The 20,394-nt window shown below is 45.4% G+C and carries 20 protein-coding genes; 14 read left to right on the forward strand and 6 right to left on the reverse strand.

The annotated features are described in order from the left end of the window. Positions 1-835 precede the first annotated feature (835 nt). From ACUN27_RS10360 to ACUN27_RS10380, 5 genes are all read left to right on the forward strand, one after another. Positions 836-1,351, forward strand: a complete 516-nt coding sequence (locus tag ACUN27_RS10360) for a DoxX family protein (protein ID WP_326062374.1) — start codon at positions 836-838, stop codon at positions 1,349-1,351. A gap of 176 nt (positions 1,352-1,527) precedes the next feature. After that, the gene (locus ACUN27_RS10365) at positions 1,528-2,331 is read left to right on the forward strand and encodes a MerR family transcriptional regulator (RefSeq protein WP_445558839.1); all 804 of its coding nucleotides are present in this window, start codon (positions 1,528-1,530) and stop codon (positions 2,329-2,331) included. Between the two features lie 68 nt (positions 2,332-2,399). Continuing rightward, positions 2,400-3,443, forward strand: coding sequence for a phosphotransferase (locus ACUN27_RS10370; protein WP_445558840.1), 1,044 nt, complete (start codon positions 2,400-2,402; stop codon positions 3,441-3,443). Further along, positions 3,444-4,802 carry a hypothetical protein gene (locus ACUN27_RS10375; protein ID WP_445558841.1) on the forward strand — a complete coding sequence of 453 codons (1,359 nt, stop codon included), beginning with the start codon at positions 3,444-3,446 and terminating at the stop codon, positions 4,800-4,802. Positions 4,803-5,102: 300 nt separating this feature from the next. After that, the gene (locus ACUN27_RS10380) at positions 5,103-5,807 is read left to right on the forward strand and encodes an SDR family oxidoreductase (protein ID WP_445558842.1); all 705 of its coding nucleotides are present in this window, start codon (positions 5,103-5,105) and stop codon (positions 5,805-5,807) included. A gap of 22 nt (positions 5,808-5,829) precedes the next feature. On the opposite strand, the gene ACUN27_RS10385 is transcribed toward ACUN27_RS10380, so the two are convergent. Next, positions 5,830-6,699, reverse strand: a complete 870-nt coding sequence (locus ACUN27_RS10385) for a DMT family transporter (protein WP_445558843.1) — start codon at positions 6,697-6,699, stop codon at positions 5,830-5,832. 119 nt (positions 6,700-6,818) lie between these two features. On the opposite strand from ACUN27_RS10385, the gene ACUN27_RS10390 reads away from it, so the two are divergent. Both ACUN27_RS10390 and ACUN27_RS10395 read left to right on the forward strand, forming a co-directional pair. Further along, positions 6,819-8,192 carry an aminotransferase-like domain-containing protein gene (locus ACUN27_RS10390; protein WP_445558844.1) on the forward strand — a complete coding sequence of 458 codons (1,374 nt, stop codon included), beginning with the start codon at positions 6,819-6,821 and terminating at the stop codon, positions 8,190-8,192. 30 nt (positions 8,193-8,222) lie between these two features. Beyond that, positions 8,223-8,675, forward strand: a complete 453-nt coding sequence (locus tag ACUN27_RS10395; RefSeq protein ID WP_315951536.1) for a GNAT family N-acetyltransferase — start codon at positions 8,223-8,225, stop codon at positions 8,673-8,675. Between the two features lie 17 nt (positions 8,676-8,692). On the opposite strand, the gene ACUN27_RS10400 is transcribed toward ACUN27_RS10395, so the two are convergent. Continuing rightward, a complete protein-coding gene (locus ACUN27_RS10400) occupies positions 8,693-10,042 on the reverse strand; it encodes an MATE family efflux transporter (RefSeq protein WP_326062381.1) in 1,350 nt (449 codons plus the stop codon). Between the two features lie 189 nt (positions 10,043-10,231). On the opposite strand from ACUN27_RS10400, the gene ACUN27_RS10405 reads away from it, so the two are divergent. Next, positions 10,232-10,432 (forward strand): hypothetical protein, encoded by a 201-nt coding sequence (locus ACUN27_RS10405; RefSeq protein ID WP_315951531.1) that lies wholly within the window; start codon positions 10,232-10,234, stop codon positions 10,430-10,432. A gap of 43 nt (positions 10,433-10,475) precedes the next feature. After that, positions 10,476-11,852: a sulfatase-like hydrolase/transferase gene (locus tag ACUN27_RS10410; RefSeq protein WP_445558845.1), complete on the forward strand. Its 1,377-nt coding sequence runs from the start codon at positions 10,476-10,478 to the stop codon at positions 11,850-11,852. On the opposite strand, the gene ACUN27_RS10415 is transcribed toward ACUN27_RS10410, so the two are convergent. Beyond that, positions 11,849-12,310 carry a nuclear transport factor 2 family protein gene (locus ACUN27_RS10415; protein WP_315951528.1) on the reverse strand — a complete coding sequence of 154 codons (462 nt, stop codon included), beginning with the start codon at positions 12,308-12,310 and terminating at the stop codon, positions 11,849-11,851. The two genes, ACUN27_RS10410 and ACUN27_RS10415, sit on opposite strands and share 4 nt — an antisense overlap. A gap of 431 nt (positions 12,311-12,741) precedes the next feature. Between ACUN27_RS10415 and ACUN27_RS10420 the strand changes: the two genes are divergently transcribed. The 5 genes from ACUN27_RS10420 (at position 12,742) to ACUN27_RS10440 (ending at position 17,285) form a co-directional block, all read left to right on the forward strand. Beyond that, complete coding sequence (locus ACUN27_RS10420) at positions 12,742-13,095, forward strand: Na-translocating system protein MpsC family protein (RefSeq protein ID WP_315951527.1); 354 nt, start codon at positions 12,742-12,744, stop codon at positions 13,093-13,095. Positions 13,096-13,509: 414 nt separating this feature from the next. Further along, entirely contained in the window at positions 13,510-14,556 is a 1,047-nt protein-coding gene (locus ACUN27_RS10425) for a Nif3-like dinuclear metal center hexameric protein (protein ID WP_326062382.1), read from the forward strand. 24 nt (positions 14,557-14,580) lie between these two features. Beyond that, positions 14,581-15,630 carry an ABC transporter substrate-binding protein gene (locus ACUN27_RS10430; RefSeq protein ID WP_315951525.1) on the forward strand — a complete coding sequence of 350 codons (1,050 nt, stop codon included), beginning with the start codon at positions 14,581-14,583 and terminating at the stop codon, positions 15,628-15,630. A gap of 4 nt (positions 15,631-15,634) precedes the next feature. Next, a complete protein-coding gene (locus ACUN27_RS10435; RefSeq protein ID WP_315951524.1) occupies positions 15,635-16,414 on the forward strand; it encodes an ABC transporter ATP-binding protein in 780 nt (259 codons plus the stop codon). Continuing rightward, positions 16,395-17,285 carry an ABC transporter permease gene (locus ACUN27_RS10440; protein ID WP_315951523.1) on the forward strand — a complete coding sequence of 297 codons (891 nt, stop codon included), beginning with the start codon at positions 16,395-16,397 and terminating at the stop codon, positions 17,283-17,285. Before ACUN27_RS10435 ends, ACUN27_RS10440 begins: the two co-directional genes overlap by 20 nt. Positions 17,286-17,366: 81 nt before the next feature. On the opposite strand, the gene ACUN27_RS10445 is transcribed toward ACUN27_RS10440, so the two are convergent. The 3 genes from ACUN27_RS10445 to ACUN27_RS10455 form a co-directional block, all read right to left on the reverse strand. Next, positions 17,367-18,275 (reverse strand): IS3 family transposase, encoded by a 909-nt coding sequence (locus ACUN27_RS10445; protein ID WP_445560611.1) that lies wholly within the window; start codon positions 18,273-18,275, stop codon positions 17,367-17,369. 11 nt (positions 18,276-18,286) lie between these two features. Next, positions 18,287-18,583, reverse strand: coding sequence for a transposase (locus ACUN27_RS10450; RefSeq protein WP_326063633.1), 297 nt, complete (start codon positions 18,581-18,583; stop codon positions 18,287-18,289). A 330-nt stretch (positions 18,584-18,913) separates the two neighbouring features. Beyond that, entirely contained in the window at positions 18,914-20,329 is a 1,416-nt protein-coding gene (locus ACUN27_RS10455) for an S-layer homology domain-containing protein (protein ID WP_326062385.1), read from the reverse strand. Positions 20,330-20,394: the final 65 nt, after the last annotated feature.

Here is a 20,394-nt window from a genome sequence, read left to right on the forward strand (position 1 = left end):
TGGTTAGATGAAAAGTCGCATTTGATGCGGCTTTTTTTATTATGCCTGAAGGTAGGGCCAGTAGTTCCCCGAGAAGCCGGGCTAAACAGCTGAGGGCGCAAATAGTGCCCTCAGGATCCGCTAATTACCGCCGCGTGCAGCTTGGCAAGTCGGCGGGTAGGCTTGGCCGAGGCTGCGGCCCGGCTGTGGGGAACTACAGGGCGCTATTTCTGAGAAATAGGCCCATTACTGCGCCGAAGGGGAACTGAGGTCCCTTATTTCTAAGGATTGGGCTAATATTCCGCCAAATACATAGAAATAAGGGCCAGTAGTTCCCCGAAAAACCGGGCTAAACAGTTGAGGGCACAAATAGTGCCCTCAGGTTGCTCTATTTGCCGCCGCGTGAAGCTTGGCAAGTCGGCGGGTAGACTTGGCCGAGGCTGCGGCCCATTATTTCAATGAATTTTGTTTTTTTATCCTCATCAAAATCAGATGGAGTAGGATACTTCCAATATGTGTTAAGATATTAACGACACTCCATTTTTTAAATAGGAGGAAAATTAATGTTCATTCCACTTTCGTACTTGGGACGACCTAGTTACGGGGAGCCCTCTTTTAGTTGGTTCTCCTTTAAGAGAGATAGAGACAGGTAATATTGAAAATTTCAATTTACATTACACAGGAATAGTAAAGCATTTTATTTTGTATGGCCTGGAGAATGATTGGAATGGAACAAACAGAATAGTTTTCAAAGATGGGCTAGAAATACTAAGTAAGCTGGGATATGACGTTATACCGCTAAAACCATGACAAATTATTGCTCCGCCGCGGTATCGGTACAAGAGAGTACAGGGACATGGCTGCATTTGCATGGGGATTTTATAGAAAAAATTTTCCCTATGTCGATTTCACCATGGTTCATTCGTCGTACTATTTAGAAGGACAAATCTTAGTGAATCAGTTAAAGGAGAAATGGACAATGACAAAAGCAATTTCTAAAGGACGACTATGGACGGCGAGAGTGATGAGTGGAATAGCCATTTTATTTATGCTGCTTGACAGTATCATGAAATTATTTAAACCTTCATTTGTTGTTGATTCTGTCAATTCACTTGGTTTCCAGGAGCATCATATTTATGTGATGGGCATACTCGGACTTCTTTCAACCGTTCTTTATATAGTGCCACGTACAACGATCTTGGGTGCTATACTGTTGACCGGTTATTTTGGAGGCGTAATGGCAACTCAGGTTCGTCTAGACGCCCCGCTTTTCTCCACGATTCTGTTTCCCGTATATCTGGCAGTGTTGGTTTGGGGAGGTCTTTGGTTGAGGAATGAGAAAGTACGCAAAATCTTTTCTTTGCAACAGTAGTGTGAGTGGGGTAAAAGAGGAACATGATTACATGAAAAGTCGCAGGTGATGCGGCTTTTTCATTTTATATTGGGTGACTACAACATAAAATACATTCATTTAGGTAAAATTTATAAGAAAAGCTTGAGTAAGACGCAACGTCATACTTTAAATTAATGGAGAGAGGAGAGTGTGACTTGGGTCAACAATATTACCATACGAGCGAATTTGCAAAAAAAACATCTGTAACTATTCGTACTCTTCAATATTACGATAAGATGGGCGTTCTTTCCCCTTCGGAGCATACACAAGCTGGATATCGATTGTACTCTAACGAAGATCTGCTCAAGATGCAACACATTCTGGCTCTGAAGTTTCTCGGTTTCACTTTAAGCCAAATCAAAATCCTGATTCAAAAAGGTCCACAGCAAATTTTGCCCGCTTTACAAACACAAAAAGAGATGCTGCTGGAAAAACGCGCGCAGCTCGATTCCATCCTTTCTATAATCGGAGAAACGGAGAAGATGGAGAAGGACGGCGTGGTCGACTATCATTCAATCGTCAAACTAATGGAGGTTATGCAAATGGAATTGAAACCGGAATGGGTTAATAAATATTTGACCCCTGATGAACGGAAGACGATGCGTAATCTGGCTATAAATTCATATTCACAAGAGGCGTTAAAAAAGCTTTCAGACCAGGAGTTCATCGAAGAATCGCACCTCCAATATACCCTATTTCGAGCAGAGCTCAAACGGCTTGTGGCAGCAGGTGCCGATCCAGGTAGCCTGGAAGCCCAGAATCTGGCACGTTCCTTAACGGAACTAAACGCACGCCGATCGCAGGGAGACCCAGAAATCCTTAAAGGAATGGAACAGGCCTGGCTTAACTTCAACTCGCTTCCCAGCGAAAAGAAGCCGCAGATTTACACGCTATCCATGGAAGAGAGGGATTTTATCAAACAAGTATTTATCATCATGTACAAGCAATCCGCCGACTAATAATAGCATCTGTAACCTAACGGCAGCTCTCGGAAAGTGGATTTTGACTAAGGGAGAGGGGAAAGCGTTTGAAAGTTAAATATCGAATCGAAGATAGTGATCTTGTAACAAAGCTTGATAAAGAATATGGGATACAAGTTGAAAGCGTTAACTTCATACCCCTGGGGGATTCAGCTTACTCTTATTTGTTGAATTGCACAAACGGGGAACGATACTATCTGAAATTATATGACCATCAAAATGACAGACAAAGAAGTAATACTGAGAGACTTCAATACTACTTACCATTAACTTGGCAAATGTATCATCAAGGACTTTTTCGGAACATTACATATCCAATTAAGAATCAGAATGGTGGTTTTAAAACAACTTTCACTGATATCACTGTAGTATTGTTTAATTTTATTGAAGGGGAGACATTGGCGGAAGCCTATCCGTTTTCAAAGGAGATTCTTGAAACCATTGCTAAATCAGTGGCACTAATTCAGAAAATTACCCCTTTTATAGAAAAGACTGCATTGTTGACAGAAACATTTGATATTTCGTTTGAGTCTGACCTTGAGAAGTGTATTTCGCTGCTTGAGAATACCAAAACATTTAGCAATTCTATTAAACAGACCCTAAGAGAGCATGTTTTGGTAAAGAAAGAACAAGTTTTTGCCTTGTTGAATCTCGTGCGTAAGCTTCGTGGCATAGCCCTAGCTGATACAAAAGAGAAAGTACTGTGCCACGGTGATATTTGGGGAGGTAATTTGATTCGTTGTGAGAATGGGTTGTATTTTATAGATTGGGAATCAGCGATGATTGCGCCTCCAGAATATGATTTGGTTGGCTATATAGGTGAGGAATTCGGTGTTTTTTTCTCAACGTACGAAAAGCATACAGGCAAAATTGTGACGATTAATCCTGACTTATTACGGTTTTACTCTTATCGTCACCATCTCAGGAATCTAACTAGTTGGTTAATGAATATTCTGCATCGCAACACTGAAGAGGAGCAGAATGAAAACGATTTGGAAATGATTCTTTGCCATTGTATGAACCGTTGGGATAGTATTGAACCAAGGATTAGGGTTGTGGAGGCTTTGTTGAATAACAGGAGGGACGGATAGATGAAAACGGATATGAGGCGGGGGCATAAAGCGCCGGCGTTGCAAGAGGCATACGGCGCTAATCGTCCGCAATCGAGTGTGAACGGGGGAGGTGCCGCTTATCAGAAACTTCAAACTGCGCATCAAACGTTAGGCAATCGGGCAGTACAGCGGATGGTGGAACAGACCTTTCCCAGGATAAAGGAACATCCCGGACAGGAATCCTCAGCAGGTCCCGTAGTCCAACGTTTGGAGGACAACGAGAGCTTCAAGAAGAGGACACCGGTCATGTTAAGACTGATGAACAAAATTAAAAGTGTCGATAGCGCACTCGCTGATTATCATAAGGTGGCTGAGAATGATTACGCTCAACGAAACACGCAACTGGAGAAAATCATAACGGAATGCAATACATATCTAGATAATCATCCGAAAAAGGATTTGGTTCCTGGGGTGAATGAGCTGAAGCGGCAGGCGATTGCAGAAAAGAGCGTCATCGAGTTGATCGCACAGGCTGAAGGTGAGTCGGGAACGCAGAAGTTTTACAATATGGTCGAAGCTCAGGATAAATGGCTGCTTGTGAAGAACGATGTGCCAGGTCTGGGCCGCATCGTATTTGGTCCGATGTTTGATAAAATTATCGTGGAGCTAAGAGCGACTCCCGGAGCCATCGAAGAGATACTGCAGCACGAGGCCGACCAATTGAAGGCTATAGCCGACGATTCGGATACGCCCAATATTACGAAGCAGGTGCTGGCCGAGGTCTTGGGCAATAAGGGTGAAATCAAAATGAACGCGTTGAACCCGGGAGCACGCTTTACGAATGATAAGGAGAAGAAACAAGGGGTGCAGGAGAAGTATGTGGTCAATCACGGTCTCAATGCGCCGGGCGGCTCGGCGGAGCGGCTAGGGTCGCTTACCCATGAATTTACGCATGTATCTATCTCAGAGAAGTTCGACAACACGCCGTTGTTCTTCGCCTTCGATCCGAGTACGAGTGAGGACGAGGTGATGCAGCTTGTGAATAAGCGCCACCAGCATCTAGACACGCTGATCAGCACCCTCGACTCGGGGGAATTCTCACAAGAGCAGCTATCTCTGCTCAACATGAAGCTAGAATATCCTCGCAAAGGAGGCCCAGGGGGTGTGCAGCGATACATTACAAACTTTTTCCAAAGTAATAAAATAACGGCACAGGAGAAACAGAAGGCCGAATCTTTGGTTAATAAAGGAATGGACAATACAGTCATTGAATTTGATACGGTCATCAATCAGATGCTGATCTATATGCATCAGTGGAAAATTGCCTTGGAAAATCCGTTCTACAAACTACTGCGGGCGGTTGCCGAAGACGCTTACAACCACCGAATGGGGGCATAGTAGCGGAGATTACCATATATCATTAAGCGTGTTAATGGCTTTAACCTCAAAAAATCTTCACCAAAACGGTGAGGATTTTTTGAGGTTAAAGCCATCTTGATGAAAATGAATCATCTTTATATTAACGTTAATCATTAGTAAGAATGTTAGTTCAACACAACAGTTTGTTTAACGAGACGGCAGCCGGTCATGGCTGCCGTTTTCCATTGAAGTAACGAGAGATTAATGAAAAAAAGATAATTTCAAAATATATTGGCACAATATAGAAAGAAAAAATCATAATTTACAGGAGATGAGACAATGAACATTTCAAAACAAATTGCTCTTGTAACAGGAGCTAACCGTGGTCTAGGGCGTCATCTTGCAAATGAGCTTCTCTCCAGGGGAGCAAAAGTTTATGCGGGCGCCAGAATACCTGAATCCATTGATCTTCCGGGAGTGATTCCACTGAAACTCGACATTATCGACGAGAAGTCGGTTGCTGCGGCGGCAGAGGCGGCTAACGATGTAACTTTGCTAATCAATAATGCGGGATCGAGTACTGGCGCGGCGCTACTAGACGGGGATATGGAAAAAATTCATTTGGAAATGAATACGCATTACTTTGGCACACTCTCGATGATACGCGCTTTTGCTCCGATTCTTGAGACAAACGGCGGGGGAACGATCCTGAATATTTTATCTGTTCTATCCTGGTTCAGCTCCAGCGGTTATGGTGCGTATTCAGCGGCAAAATCAGCACAATGGAGTTTAACAAACTCGTTCCGATTGGCTCTAGGACCTAAAAATATTCGTGTTTCTGGCTTACATGTAGGATTTATGGATACGGATATGACGGCAAACATTCAAGCGCCAAAAGTGAGTCCAGCTGAAATTGCCCGAATTGCCATCGACGGGATTGAAACCGATAGCTTCGAAATTGTGGCAGACGAAACAAGCCGCAAAGTACTGCAGAATTTATCCGGTGGTGTAAGTGCGGTTTACCCTCAATTATTTAGTAAATAAGGGTCTGCTAACGTTGAATTTGTTAGTGTTTCGCCGCAAATCGCCGAGCTAACGCCACGCACAACACAACCCCCATATTGACAATAAAGATGGGCCATCCAATGGTTTCGTGCAATAATAAAGCGGATAATACAAGGCCAAAGAAAGGCTGAAGGAGTTGCAGCTGCCCGACAGCTGCAATTCCTCCTAGCGCAAGACCGCGATACCAAAAAACGAAACCGATGAGCATGCTGAATAAAGAGACATAAGCAAGGCTCAAGAGCGACGTAACACTGGTACTAGACCAAGAATCCGGCTTGAAATAAAGCGAAAGCAGTGCCATAACGGGCAGCGACAGGATAAGCGCCCAAGAGATCACCTGCCAGCCCCCTAATCTCCGTGAGAGTCTAGCCCCTTCCGCATAACCGTAACCACACGCGATAATAGATGCCAGCATGAGTCCATCACCAATAAGCGAAGATGCAGCTCCATTTGTTAAAGCGAATCCTACGACAAGGGAGCTGCCCAAAACCGATAGTATCCAGAAGATCGGTCGTGGACGTTCACCACCTCGCCATACACCGAAGATCGCTGTCGATAGTGGCAGAAGCCCCACGTAAATAATCGCATGCGAGGCCGTGACATATTGGAGGGCTAAGGCAGTGAGCAGAGGAAACCCTACAACCACACAGAGTGCTATTACCAATAGAGGAACAATGTCACTTTTGATAGGCCGTTGCTGCCTGAAGATGAGTAGTAACACACCTGCCAGCACACCAGCTATAGCGGCTCGGCATACGGTGAGAAACAAGGGGTGAAAATCCATGACAGCCAATCGTGTTGCCGGTAGAGATCCACTGAAAATAAGTACCCCTAACATTCCGCTAAACCAGCCATTTGTCGTTTTGTTCATTTGAATCACCTCGAATAGATCTTTGGTTGGTGATTTGTATTATAATAGGTACAGTAAATGGCGTATACTGAGTTTATTGTGGTTTGTATGGGTACAGATTTTTAGTTGGAGGTGTATGGATGACGAGTAAAAAGGAATCAATCATACAGAGTATTCGCTCTGACATCATGGGTGGTCTCCTTAAACCCGGTCAAAGACTGCCATCGATTCGGAAACAGAGCGAGAAATACGATTGCAGCCTTAACACAATCATTAATGTGTATCAGGAACTGGAAACTAAAAATCTGATTTATTCCCGGCCGAAGAGCGGTTATTTCGTTGTTGCGCAAGAAGTGCTGCTTCCTTTGATTCAAATGAAACGAATCGATTTTGCATCCGCTGCTCCAGATCCATCGTCGATCTCACAAAGTGACTTCCGTCAATGCATGAACAAAGCCATGGATCTATTTGAAGATTCCATTTTCACCTATCCCGATTCGCAAGGTTTACTTTCGCTTCGCCAAGAGATTGTGAAACTGTTTCAACAGCAGCAAGTATTCGCTTCCGAACAGCAAATCTTTGTATTCTCAGGCGCGCAGCAAGCACTTCATCTTCTATCCGGGATGCCTTTCCCTAATGGAAAAACGAATATTTTGGTGGAGCAACCAACCTATTGGGGGATGCTCGCTGTATTAAGAGCCCAAAAACAAACAGTGATCGGCATCGAAAGAACGCCTGACGGGATTGACTGGGCAGCTTTGGAACGCCATTTTCAAAGCAATATGATTAAGTTCTTTTATACCATTCCGCGATTTCATAATCCGTTAGGCACTTCTTATACACAGGAAGAGAAGCAGAGACTAGCAGAACTTGCGAAAACTTACGACGTTTATATCGTTGAGGATGACTATCTTGCTGATTTGGAAACAAACTCGAAAGCAGATCCTATTCGCGCTTATCATGGCGCCAGTCATGTGATTTATCTTCGAAGCTTTTCCAAAGTGATGCTGCCTGGTTTAAGGCTTGCGGCGGCAGCGGTGCCGGACTTATTAATTCCTTTGCTCCACTTGCATAAACAAACAGCGGATCTGAGCACCTCCGTTCTTTCTCAAGGTGTACTGGAGATTTACATGAAGTCCGGGATGTATGCTCATCATGCCAAGCAAATGAAAGCCTTGTACAATCATCGCATAAAAACATTAGGGGAAATTTCAAAGCGATTATTGCCACGTGAGTCCTTATATTCCGTACAATCCAGCGGAGGGCTTTTCGCGTCAATACGCCTTCCAGGCCCTAATACGGAAGAAATGGTTAAGCGGTTGGAGATGCGGGGAGTTGATGTGGTGCCATCCGATCAGCAGTTCCTTTCTTCTTTTCCCAAAATGAACTTGCTGCGACTTAGCATCATACGAACGGATGAGCAGGATATGGAAGAGGGCATCCGCATTATCGCTGAAGAATTGGAACGTGCTCAGCCTACAAGCAGTTCCCCTAAACCATTTGCTTGGATTTGAGAAAATCATAAGAATCGAGGCGTAATAAACATGCAAATACGAGAGTTAAAAACGAATGAACAACCGCCATTAGAGCTGCTATTGTTAGCGGATCCCTCACAGAAGCTTGTAGAAGGCTATCTTCAAAGAGGACAATGCTTTATTGGTACATTGAATGAGCAAATCGTAGGTGTCTATGTGTTGCTGCCAACAAGACCCGATACCGTAGAATTAGTTAATATTGCCGTTGATGAAGGACACCAAGGCAAAGGTTACGGAAAACAGCTGGTGAAGCATGCCATACAAGTTTCCACAGGACTTGGATTTAAAACTATGGAGGTAGGCACCGGAAATTCCAGTGTTGGGCAGCTGGCCCTTTATCAGAAATGCGGCTTTAGAATAACGGGGATAGATAAAGACTTTTTTATTAGACATTATGAGGAGGAAATGATTGAAAATGGGATACAAGTCATCGATATGATACGGCTATCACAAGATTTATAAAGGCTAGATTGCTCAATCTAGCCTGCTTCCTCCCTGGTAACCAACACTTTGTTCTCCCAGGCCCTACTTTTCCAACGGAATAATAAGAGCAATCCCCGCACGCCTTCGTCCATGATGAACACACCCCACATCCCAACGAGTCCGTACCCTAGACGAATGCCTACCCAATAGGTTAACGGGACGCACAGTCCCATGATGACACCCACGCCAATAAGAAGGATGAATCGCGCATCACCGGCAGCCCGGAGGGCTTCACCTATCACAATGTTCAGACATCGTATAGGCTCCAGAAGGAAACCAAACGTCAGTAAAAATGCTCCCAGTGTAATGATTTCGACGTTATCCGTAAACATACCGATCAACTGTTTTCTGAACAAAACGGTTAATGTGACCGCGGCAAGTGAAAGCAGTAGGCTGAGCAGCAAGCTGCGAAACAACTGCCTGTAAGCCTCTTCTTTTTCCCCGGCGCCTACCAGTCGACCGATAATAATTTGAGTTCCCCGTCCTAGGGAAATAGCCAGCACCATAATGAACGTCATAATATTTTGGGTATAAATCCGGGTGGAAAGCATTTCAGCGCCAAGCTGTGTGATAAAATAGGTCGTCATCAGCTGGCTGATCGAATAGACGAGGGAGCCCCCGGCTGTCGGAATCCCGATGGACAATATCTTTTTCAGATCTGCGAATCTAGCTTTGTAGAAGCTGCTGAAGGATAAGTTCAATCGAACGATTTTCTTTAAAATGATGCTGTACACCATGAGTCCAATGAATTGGCTGACGATTGCCGAGATCGCGACACCCGGCACGCCGAGTTTGGGAAAGCCGAAAGGACCGAAAACAAATAAAATACTGCCGGTCAAATTGACCAGGTTAACACCTAAGCTGACCGCCATTGTATATCTTGTATACCCATGCACCTGCGTGATGGATGCAATAGTCAGATTAACGGCCTGAATAAATAAAGAGCCGCCCACGATTGAGAAGTATATGCGGGCCTGCTCCAGTGCAGCTGGCTCCAATCCGAAGGGCTGAAGCAGCTGTTTACTGAAGCATACGATACACAGGCTGACCAGAAAGCCGAACAGGAAATTAAGCGCGATGGCTCCAGCGGCAAACTTCTTGACTTCTCTGCTTTTATTCGCGCCCAAACATTGTGAAATAACGATGGCGGAGCCGGTTGAGATGACTTGCAGCAGCAAAAATAAAAAAATAATGAGCTGATTGCTGACGCCAACCGCTGCAACGGCTTCATCCGAAATATGGCTCACGATGAACGTATCCGAAGTTCGCATAAACACCTGTAAGGAAGATTCAATAAATAAAGGCCACGTAATGGCAAATAGGCCTAGTTTTCTTGGAGTGGTCATGGGTAAAAGAGCTCCTTCGATGCTGCGCGATATGAATCTATATGAATCTTCTCTTTATCTTGGGGGATGATGAAACCGTTTTCTTTGCAAAATGTGGGCAAATCATTGCTTATATTGACTCAGTAAGAGAAGAATTTTCCTGGCGAATCACTAGGCATTCATGGCGGATTAAGCGATAGAGCCTTTTTCATGTATGAGGAAACTTGCCGTATTCCTTTATTTGTAAAGTCGGCAGGAAATAGCGTGCATCGTGAAGAAAATCACTTTGTTGGCCCATGCGATCTGTATGCTACAATCCTTGAACAGGCAGGTGTAGAGCGGGAAAAAGCGCGGAGAACCGGGATGGACGGTGCCTTGAAAATATTTAAGCGCATGCGGGATCTCCCTTAGAAAGTTGAAGGAAATCAAATTTGGGGAAGGCTGGTGCTACATCATGCAGGCTAAAAGACCGAATGTCGTTTTTCTTATTTCAGACGATCATCGCGACGAGGCAATAGGTGCTTTCTGTAATACGGTTATACAGACTCCCATATTGGATGGATTAGTGAATAACGGCGTCTCGTTCAGGAATACGCATATTTTCGGCGGATTAACGGGCGCTGTCTGTGCCCCAAGCCGGGCGTGCGTTAATACGGGGAAATCCATTTTTCACACCATGGTGGGGCAGGAACTGCACAAATGTGAGCACTCTTCAGGCATTCGTCCCGACATCAAATTAATGCCGCAATCGCTGCGGGAATCGGGATACTATACGCATGCGGTCGGCAAATGGCATAACGACAAAGCGAGTTTCGCGAGAAGTTTTGATGGCGGTGACAAGCTGTTTTTTTACGGCATGAGCCCGCATACCCAAGTGCCTGTCCAGGACTTCGATCCGACGGGGGAATATCCCAAGGAGCGGGAATATATTGAAGAAACGTTTTCGACGCAATTATTTACCGATGCAGCCGTGCAGTTTGTTGAAGCCTATAATGATGAGAGCCCGTTCTATCTGTATGTGGCGTATACGGCACCTCATGATCCACGAACAGCGCCTGAACCTTATGCTTCCATGTATCATCGGGACGATATTCCGCTGCCTTCTAACTTTAGCCGGGAACACCCTTTTGACAATGGAGAGATGTTGGTGCGCGATGAGAAGTTGGCTGCCCTGCCTCGGGATGCGGAGGAAATTCGCCAGCATATCGCAGACTATTATGCGATGATCACTCACATGGATGCGGAAATCGGGCGTATCGTGGAAGCTCTGAAAGTGAAGGACATCTATGAGAACACGCTTATCGTGTATACCGCAGATCATGGGTTAGCCCTTGGGCAGCACGGTCTAATGGGGAAACAGAACCTCCATGAACATAGCGTTCGAATTCCGCTCATTATGTCTGGGGTTGGCTTGCCGCAAGGCAGACAGATCACGGGACTTTCAAGTAATATCGATATTTTCCCGACGGTTGCTGCCATTTGCGATGTGGAACTTCCGAAAGAAACGGAGGGCATTTCATTACTCCCGCTCGTCTCAGAGGAAGAGGGTGCCATCCGAGACGTTGTATGTTCGGTGTACAAAGATGTGCAGCGCATGGCGATGGATGGGCAGTGGAAGCTTATACGTTACTACCGCTCGCCCATTTCGGGATTAGGAACGGACCGCGTCCAGCTATTTAATCTGATGGAGGACCCTTGGGAAACGACGGATTTATCCACTCACGCGATCGGGGCTGAACCGAAGGAACGGCTAACCGCTGCGCTTGAGGATTGGATGCGAGTGACCGGCGACTTTCTGGCCAGCAGCAGCCCTAGTTCGCTAGTAGATTAAAGACCTAGCTCGGAGAGGCTCGGATAGTTATCCGGGCGCCGTCCCAATGGCCAGTGATATTTCCGCTCAGCCTCGGTAATCGGCATATCATTAATGGAAGCGTAACGGCGTTGATTCAATCCCTTGGCGTTAAATTCCCAATTCTCATTCCCGTAAGAACGGTACCATTGGCCGCCGTCGTCATGCCATTCATAGGCGAAACGTACGGCGATCCGATTGCCGCTGTAGGACCAGAGTTCCTTGATGAGTCGATAGTCCAACTCTTTATTCCACTTTCTCGTAAGGAACTCGATGATTTCTTCTCTTCCTACAGGGAATTCGACTCGGTTCCGCCAGCGGCAATCTTCGGTGTAGTCTAATGCAACCAGTTGAGGATTTCGTGTATTCCAGTCATCTTCGGCTTTTCGGACTTTGGCCGTTGCCGTTTCCAATGTAAAAGGCGTTAAAAAAATTTTCATACAAGTTCTCCTTTGCAATATTTCCTTCTCAAAAGGGAGGCATAGTCATATGTACCAGTATATGTACTTGTGAGATAGGTGTGTGTCATTAAAACCTCTTATTCTTCTTCCGAGTGAAGGTGAATGGGAGGTTTTTTTGGTGATGTTAGTGCTCTTGCATGGGTTGAGGGAACTCTAGTCCGCTATATTTCTGAAAAGGGACTTCTTCTATTTGTAGTGGGAACTACGATCCACTATCTTGCCCAATTTCACCGGAAAACCGCGCCATGGCGGTCAAATAAGAGCCTGTAGTTCCCCTCCGGCGAGAAAATAGCTTGTTTTCCTATAAATAGAGGACGCCAGTTCCCTTCCGCTAAAAGCTTGGCGGAAATCTTCATCCTCGCGAAGTTCCTTGTGATATAATGGGAGAAAAAATGGTAGGGAGCGGTTGGATGAAGCATTCATACTCGCCCGGCGAACTGAAACAGGAAATTATTAAAATCTATAATTCTATCAACCAAGAAATATTCGGAACCGGCATCAAATCGCAAAAGATTGACATCTCCGGGGACAAGGTGTTTATTTTTGCTACGCACAAGCGTATACCGGCTTTGAAAATACTGGACGGCTCGAATCGGAGTTTAACCGCTAGCGTGGACATACTTCTTATGGAGGCTAACAAGCGCATGCTCAAACAGCAGATAGAGAGCAAGCTTGGCCTGGAGGTCAAGTTGGTGCTGAAGGATTACGATCCGGAAACGGAATTATCCGGTACCGTGATTTTGTTCAAAGAGCCTTTGGAATAGTTGTGTTATATAATATGACGCGAAAATGTGCTATGAACTAGATTCTTCAAATTTTCATTGACATGAATCTTATTTGTTGTTATATTAACTGACATAAACGTTTGAAAAATAATTTTGTATACAATATGCAATTACCAGAGTATTTTCCGCAAATTTATGCTATGATGGCAGTGTAAGCGTTTTACAAGAGGAAGCATTAAGGGTCGAATCCTTGTGTGAACAAGAGATCAGATGCCATAGTGCTGCTCTTCACAAGCCTATTTTCATGCAGGTGCTAAGGAGCTCCAATTATAGGAGAGCTTTACGACCGCTACTAATGACACTATCGGATTCTTTATGTCCGTATGCTCATAAGTAGCGGTTATTTGTTATTTGCCAGGTTAGAAAAAGCAGCAGGAGAAAGGAAGGGCGAAAATGAAGAAAATCCAAAAGCAAACGGATGTAGGACAAGTACTTGAGGCACTGAATACCATTTCTAGAGGAAGGATGGTGATGGATTGGAATGAGATTACTTCAGGGACAAACCCGTATGTTGTTATGAAAACCTCGAACATCCCGGGCAAAAGTGTCATTGAAATTCCTGGTCTCATTTTTGGCGATAAAAAGAAACCGGTCAAGAAAATCGGCGTGGGCATGACCCTGACCGAATCGGTGATCGAGCTGGCCTCGGCCATGAAGCTTGACCTCATTGTTGTGCATCATCCCGTAGCAGACGCCGCCAGCTCAGGGGGAGTGCCATTCTCGGATTACTTGCCTTTATATAATTTGGCGTTGATCGAAATGCACGAAGCGTTCCACGGGCTGCACCCCGGCATGACATTCTTGCATGGTCATCGCAAATTGAAGACGGACATTGCCTTCGGCGGTGTTCCGGGGAACATTTTACATAAGGGAATAGCCTTGGAAGGGATTAAGACGGCGGGCGACATCCTGGAACGTATCCATCATTTGATGGGCAGAGAGATGGATGATGACATTCTTGAAGCCGAACGGGCGATTCGTGGAGAGCACTCCCTGCAAGAAGCGACGCTTGCAAATCCGGCACAGCTGCTCAGCGGCACGGTGAATAGTCCTGTTGAGCATGTTCTGCACTTTTTCCCGCATACCGGATTTTCCATGAGCAATCTGGAAATGGCCTTGCAAATGTATCCCGAGACCGACACGATTATCGCGAGCATCAGCCGGGTAAGAGAGGATCATGCATTTGTTGATCTAGCCAAACGGCGCGGACTTAATTTTATCGTCGGTAATTCGCATTCCGTTGAGCTTATGGAGAATGGGCTTCCACTCGCGTACGCCATAGAAATGCTGCTCCCCGATGTCGAAGTGTTTTTGCTCAGAGAGCGTATAACCGCTGTTCCCCTCAAGGATGTAGGACACAAAGTGATGGTTGATTATGGGAAAGAAATGGCAGAGACGCATTTGGTGACCAAACAGCCCCAGGCTGTACAATTCCTATAAACATTTTTGAAAGGATGATTGCTCATGTTCAAAATGAAGAAAATCGCCATTATTTCACTCGCCGCTATGCTCCTGACAGTTGCCACCGGATGTGGCTCGACAACATCTTCGACAACCGTGCCCGCCGCTGCAGCGGACAAGAAAAAGGAGGAAGCCCTGCAAACCGTCAAATTTTCTGAGGTTATCCGTTCTGTTTTTTATGCGCCGCATTACATTGCTATGGAAAAAGGATTTTTTAAAGAGGAAGGGCTGAACGTGGATATGAATACCGCGCAAGGCTCGGACAAAGGAGCGGCTGCACTGATCGCCGGCATTGCCGACATTTCGCTTGTCGGACCCGAGACCGCCATCTACATTTATAACCAAAAAGGCGATAAAACACTTAAAATCTTTCACCAGCTCACGATGAAGGACGGCTCTTTTTTACTCTCGCGAAATAAGGTTGATAACTTCAAATGGAGTGACTTGGGAGGCAAGTCAGTGATTGGGTGGAGGCCTGGCAGTGCGCCGCAAATGGTGCTGAACACGAAGTTGACGCAAGAAAAGGTTGCTCAGACGGACGTTGTGACGAATATCGCCTCGACGGCCATGGCGGGTGCTTTCACAAGCGGCAAAGGGGATTACATTCAAGTCTTCGAGCCCATCGCGTCCAGCTTAGTGAAGGAAGGTAAAGCTCACTATGTTGCTTCCGTTGGACAAGATTTTGGGGCTTTCCCTGAAACATCTTATGTGGCCACCTCCGATTACATAAAGAAAAACCCTGTCATTATCCAGAAATTCGTCAATGCCGTAGCCAAAGGTCGAGCATGGATGCAAACCGCATCTCCAGACGATATCGCTAATGCATTAATGCCGTTTTTTGATGGGACGCCTAAAGATATCATTATTCAATCTGTTGATCGTTATATGAAGCAGGATACTTGGCCGGCGGTTCCGGAACTGAATGCTGGGCAATTTGACACGCTGCAAAAAGTTCTGATCGATAACGGTGTGCTGAAACCGGAACAGAAAGTAACGGATATCAACGCCGTAGTGGATATGAGCTTTGTGAAAAAAATCGGGAAGGCGGAATAGACGGATGGCACAAATCCAATTGAAGGATGTTTGCCTCAGTTATTTTACTCTGAAGCAAGAGACCGAGGCGATACGCAAAATCAATATGTCGATTCAAGCGGGTGAGTTTATTAGCATTGTTGGTCCAAGCGGCTGCGGCAAAAGTACGATGCTTTCTCTGATCTCCGGCATGTATAGACCAACAAGTGGCAGTGTGTTGATTGATGGGCAGGAAGTGATCGGCACTTCGCCAAAGGTGGGATACATGCTGCAGCATGATCATTTGTTTGAATGGCGTGATATCTTGAGTAACTTGCTAGTTGGCGCTGAGGTACGCAAGATGGATTTGCAGAAAGCCAGGCGGAAAGCCATGGAGTTGCTGGACCGTTACGGGTTGGGCGGTTTTGCTCATCATAGTCCGGCACAGCTTTCAGGCGGAATGCGCCAAAGGGTCGCCTTAATCCGTACGCTCGTGACGGAACCGGACATTTTGCTGCTGGATGAGCCGTTTTCCGCTCTCGATTATCAAACGCGGATCACGCTGAACGATGAAATTTTCAGGATCATCAAAGATCAAGGAAAGACCGCCGTGCTTGTCACTCACGATATATCCGAGGCCATCAGTATGGGAGACCGGGTCATGGTCATGTCCAAGCGGCCGAGCACGATTTCATCGGTTTACGATATTGAACTTGGTAAGGGAGAACCGTTAACTCCGTGGAACAAACGAGAAGCGACCGGTTACAATGAGTACTTTAATCAAATTTGGAGGGAGTTGGAAGGACATGTCGTCACTGCCGGTTAGTGAGCCAAGTATGGGTTCGGAGGCGATAAAAGAGCAATCCATAGCCTTGGTTCCGGGAATCCCGGAAAAGGCAACATCCGTTCAGTATGCCAAATATCTGCGGGTGCAAAAACGCAAGCTGTGGGCGGTTCGCCTAACCCAACTGTTGGTACTCATCCTGTTCCTGGGGCTCTGGGAACTCGCCGCTAATATGAAGTGGGTAGACTCCATGTTAACGAGCAAACCATCGCAAATTGTCAATTCATTTCAAGAGCTTGCCTTCCATGGCGATCTGTTCAAGCACACATGGACTACGGCAATTGAAACTTTTATCGGGATAGTCGTGTCCATGCTGTTAGGTACACTCGTAGCCGTTGTGTTCTGGTGGTCAACCTTTGCTTCCAAAGTATTGGAGCCGTACGTCGTAGTATTGAATGCATTGCCGAAGGTAGCGCTTGGGCCGATCTTTTACATCTGGCTTGGAGATAAGTACTCGATTTACGGGATGGCCATGGCGATATCGGTCATCGTCACCATTATTATGGTGGAGAGCGGGTTTAAGGAAATTAGCAAAACGAAGCTCAAACTCATGGAATCCTTCGGTGCAACCAAGGCGCAGATGCTGCGGATGGTGCTGCTGCCGGCTAGCATTCCTAACTTGATTGCAACGTTAAAAGTCAATGTCGGTTTGACGCTTGTCGGCGTCATTATGGGAGAATTCCTGTCCTCCAAAGCGGGGCTCGGTTATTTAATTATCTACGGCGGTCAAGTTTTCCAAATGAACATGGTCATGGTGAGCATAGCGATGTTGGCGCTTCTATCCATTGTTTTGTACGGATTAGTGAATGTGATCGGACGGATTGCGAAGAAAAAGTATCACTTTGAAGCATAGTTTGTTGGCTAATTTCGGGAAGGGATGAATGTGGGTGAGGAGGCTTCGAGTGATTAGCTCGGAGCTTTTTTGTTTATAGTGCTAACGGACTGAGTGGACCTCTGTCAAGAAAGTAAACACATCATTAAGTGACGAACACGCAGTTTCTGAAAAGGTCGCCGCAAACTGAACAGGCGAAACATAGCCGAGGGAGCTATGAACTCGTTTGCGGTTATAGAAGAATTCAATATACCGAAAAATGGCTTCGTATGCCTGGTGCTTGGTTTTGAATTTCGTGCAATAAATAAGTTCTTTCTTTAAAATGCTGTGGAACGACTCTATGCAGGCATTGTCGTAGCAGTTCCCTTTGCGGCTCATGCTGGCTTGCATAGAGTATGAAGCTAGCTTTTCTCTGTATTCTTTAGAGGCATACTGTGATCCACGATCGGTATGATGAATAAGTCCCTTAGCTGGCTTTTTAGCTTGATGAGCGGCTTCTAGAGCGCTCAGAGTGAGCTCTGTTGTCATCCGATCATGAAGTCGCCAGCCTACAATTTCTTTGGTGCACAAGTCCAAAACACTTGCTAGATACAGCCGGCCTTCTCGACACGGGATATACGTAATGTCTGCCACCCAGACCTTCTCAGGCTTATCGGTTGCAAACTTTTGATAAAGTACATTTGGGGCAATCGGGAGGCTGTGATTAGAATCTGTCGTTTGCACTCTAAATTTGCGAGATACGCAGGAACGTAAACCTAGCTCTTTCATGTAAACACTGACGGTACGCTCTGAGATGGTTAAGCCCTCTTTCCACAGCATACGAGTAATTTTGGGGCTGCCATAGCGTTCCCCGGAATCATGAAAGTGATAAACAATTCGCTTCAGTAGCGCTGTTTTATGCAATTCCTGTTCGCTTGGTAGCGCCTGTTGCCACTTGTAGAAACCGCTCCTCGATACCTGCATGACCCTGCACATCTTCGCCACCTGAAACTCAGAGCGATGATCTTCGATGAACTGGAACCTTAGTTCCTTTCTTTGCTGAAGATGTGCAGCGCCTTTTTTAGGATCGCTAGTTCTTCCTGCAGATCCTGCTTCTCCCGCTCAGAGGCCTGCAGGCGTTTCTCAATGTCCCGAAGTTTCTCTGGGTTACCTACAGGCTCGTTTTCAAAGGAACGATATTTTGTCATCCAATTCTTTAATGTTCCAGCGGGGATGTTCATTTCCTCTGCGATTTCCGGTAATGTCTTTGTTTGTTCTTGAACGTATTTTACTGCTTGTTTCTTAAAATCTTCATTATATCGTTGGCGTTGCTCTCCCATGGGCGGACCCCTCCTATTCGTTAAGTCTATTATTGGGGTCACTTAACGATGTGTCCACTTCTAATTCTAGCCCCAGAGCAGCCGTTATTTGGCGAAAAAAGGCCGGTACCTGATTCTAACGGACATCAGCGCGGCTATTCATGCATCTAGCATGAAATTCGGATGAGATTTGATCATATAACGCCCCATGGAGTCCGTTAGAATCGAAAAGAGGCGGATTTATTGAAAATAACGGCAATGAGGTCCGTTAGATCAGACAAGCTTTATTCGTGCATGTTAAAAAGAGAGAGGCGCTTAACGCGTCCTCTCTCTGCAGAATAACATGTATCTTTATTTATTGTTCGGCAACGCTTTGACAGCTGCAACGGCATTGTTTGCAATTTCAGTTGCATCAACACGGGAAATTTCTGCTTTTGGATTGAAAGTGCCGTCTGCATTTAATTTAATGATATCAAGAGCGATCGCAGTTTGAATGGAACCTGATTTTAAAATATCGATCTGGTCATTGTCTTTGATATCAACTGGAACTACCTTAATCATAGGTAGTTTACCGCTTGATTGAAGCGTCGTCACGAGCAGATTCGTGAATGACTCACGAGTCATTTTGGAGTTCGGGTCAATCTTGATGTTGATGTCTGAACCAACGAGTCCAAGTGTTTCCGTGATCAGTCTCACGCCTTCCGTAGCAGTAATAGCTGCACCTGGATCTGAATGCACTTGGTGAGATTTCAAATAATCAACAACGTTATTAGCAATTTCCGTTGCATCTGCACGGGTAATTTCAGTTTTAGGATCGAACTTGCCATCTGAATTCAACTGCACGGCACCAATGGCAATCGCTGTTTGGATAGCGCCTGTATTTAAAATGTCGATCTGATCATTATCTTTGATATCAACTGGAACAACCTTAATCATAGGCAGTTTACCGCTTGATTGAAGCGTCGTAACGAGGAGATTCGTGAATGACTCACGAGTCATTTTGGAGTTCGGGTCAATCTTAATTTTAATGTCTGTATCAACAAGTCCCAATGTCTCAGTGATCAGTTTCACACCTTCTGGTGCTGTAAGGGCTTCAGTTGGAGCCGCTGGCGCTTGGTGAGCTTTCAAGTACTCGATGGCGTTGAAAATTTCTTCTGCCGCATCCGCACGGGTGATTTCAGCTTTTGGATTCATTTTTCCATCTGCACTCAATTTGATCACCCCGTAGTTAATTGCGCGCTGGATGGAACCTGAATATTCGACGTTAATTTGATCGTTATCTTTAATATCTACAACAACCGGATTAATCAGTGGAAGCTTACCGAATGTTTCAATAGCACGAATGAGCTGATGCGTGAACTGTTCGCGAGTTAAGGTTGCATTAGGATCTAAATCCTTTGAAAGCTCAACATTGTTGACGGCAGCCGTAATAAGCGCATTGGCATACCAAGAATCATTATTCGCTTTAACAAAATAATCAGTGGCTTTTGGTTCTTTTACGAATCTTACCAAATCGAGATTCAGCTTGAATGCATTAACAAGTAATTGAATGCCTTGTGCTTGTGACATCGCTGCTTGAGGAGCAAACAATTCAGGCGTGATGCCGGATACGATGCCGCTTTGTTGAAGGGACATGATTTTGTCCTTGGCTGCAACTTTATCCAAATCCGTAAAGCTTGGCGCTGCTGCGAAGCTTTGTCCTACAAGCGTTAAAGAGAAAACAGCAGTGGCTGCTGATAGAGTCATCGTTTTGAATATTTTTTTCATGAAATTCACCTCATATAGTTTGTTTATTGCTTTCACATCCTCATAAACGGCAGGCTGAAAGAAAA

The organism is Paenibacillus sp. WC2504 (genome assembly GCF_052682475.1).

Bases quoted from the DNA above. Each gene is read 5' to 3' on its own strand.
- ACUN27_RS10360 (WP_326062374.1), top strand. From the start codon at position 836: ATGGCTGCATTTGCATGGGGATTTTATAGAAAAAATTTTCCCTATGTC.
- ACUN27_RS10375 (WP_445558841.1), top strand. From the start codon at position 3,444: ATGAAAACGGATATGAGGCGGGGGCATAAAGCGCCGGCGTTGCAAGAG.
- ACUN27_RS10380 (WP_445558842.1), top strand. From the start codon at position 5,103: ATGAACATTTCAAAACAAATTGCTCTTGTAACAGGAGCTAACCGTGGT.
- ACUN27_RS10385 (WP_445558843.1), bottom strand. From the start codon at position 6,699: ATGAACAAAACGACAAATGGCTGGTTTAGCGGAATGTTAGGGGTACTT.
- ACUN27_RS10390 (WP_445558844.1), top strand. From the start codon at position 6,819: ATGACGAGTAAAAAGGAATCAATCATACAGAGTATTCGCTCTGACATC.
- ACUN27_RS10395 (WP_315951536.1), top strand. From the start codon at position 8,223: ATGCAAATACGAGAGTTAAAAACGAATGAACAACCGCCATTAGAGCTG.
- ACUN27_RS10400 (WP_326062381.1), bottom strand. From the start codon at position 10,042: ATGACCACTCCAAGAAAACTAGGCCTATTTGCCATTACGTGGCCTTTA.
- ACUN27_RS10405 (WP_315951531.1), top strand. From the start codon at position 10,232: ATGTATGAGGAAACTTGCCGTATTCCTTTATTTGTAAAGTCGGCAGGA.
- ACUN27_RS10410 (WP_445558845.1), top strand. From the start codon at position 10,476: ATGCAGGCTAAAAGACCGAATGTCGTTTTTCTTATTTCAGACGATCAT.
- ACUN27_RS10415 (WP_315951528.1), bottom strand. From the start codon at position 12,310: ATGAAAATTTTTTTAACGCCTTTTACATTGGAAACGGCAACGGCCAAA.
- ACUN27_RS10420 (WP_315951527.1), top strand. From the start codon at position 12,742: ATGAAGCATTCATACTCGCCCGGCGAACTGAAACAGGAAATTATTAAA.
- ACUN27_RS10425 (WP_326062382.1), top strand. From the start codon at position 13,510: ATGAAGAAAATCCAAAAGCAAACGGATGTAGGACAAGTACTTGAGGCA.
- ACUN27_RS10430 (WP_315951525.1), top strand. From the start codon at position 14,581: ATGTTCAAAATGAAGAAAATCGCCATTATTTCACTCGCCGCTATGCTC.
- ACUN27_RS10435 (WP_315951524.1), top strand. From the start codon at position 15,635: ATGGCACAAATCCAATTGAAGGATGTTTGCCTCAGTTATTTTACTCTG.
- ACUN27_RS10440 (WP_315951523.1), top strand. From the start codon at position 16,395: ATGTCGTCACTGCCGGTTAGTGAGCCAAGTATGGGTTCGGAGGCGATA.
- ACUN27_RS10450 (WP_326063633.1), bottom strand. From the start codon at position 18,583: ATGGGAGAGCAACGCCAACGATATAATGAAGATTTTAAGAAACAAGCA.
- ACUN27_RS10455 (WP_326062385.1), bottom strand. From the start codon at position 20,329: ATGAAAAAAATATTCAAAACGATGACTCTATCAGCAGCCACTGCTGTT.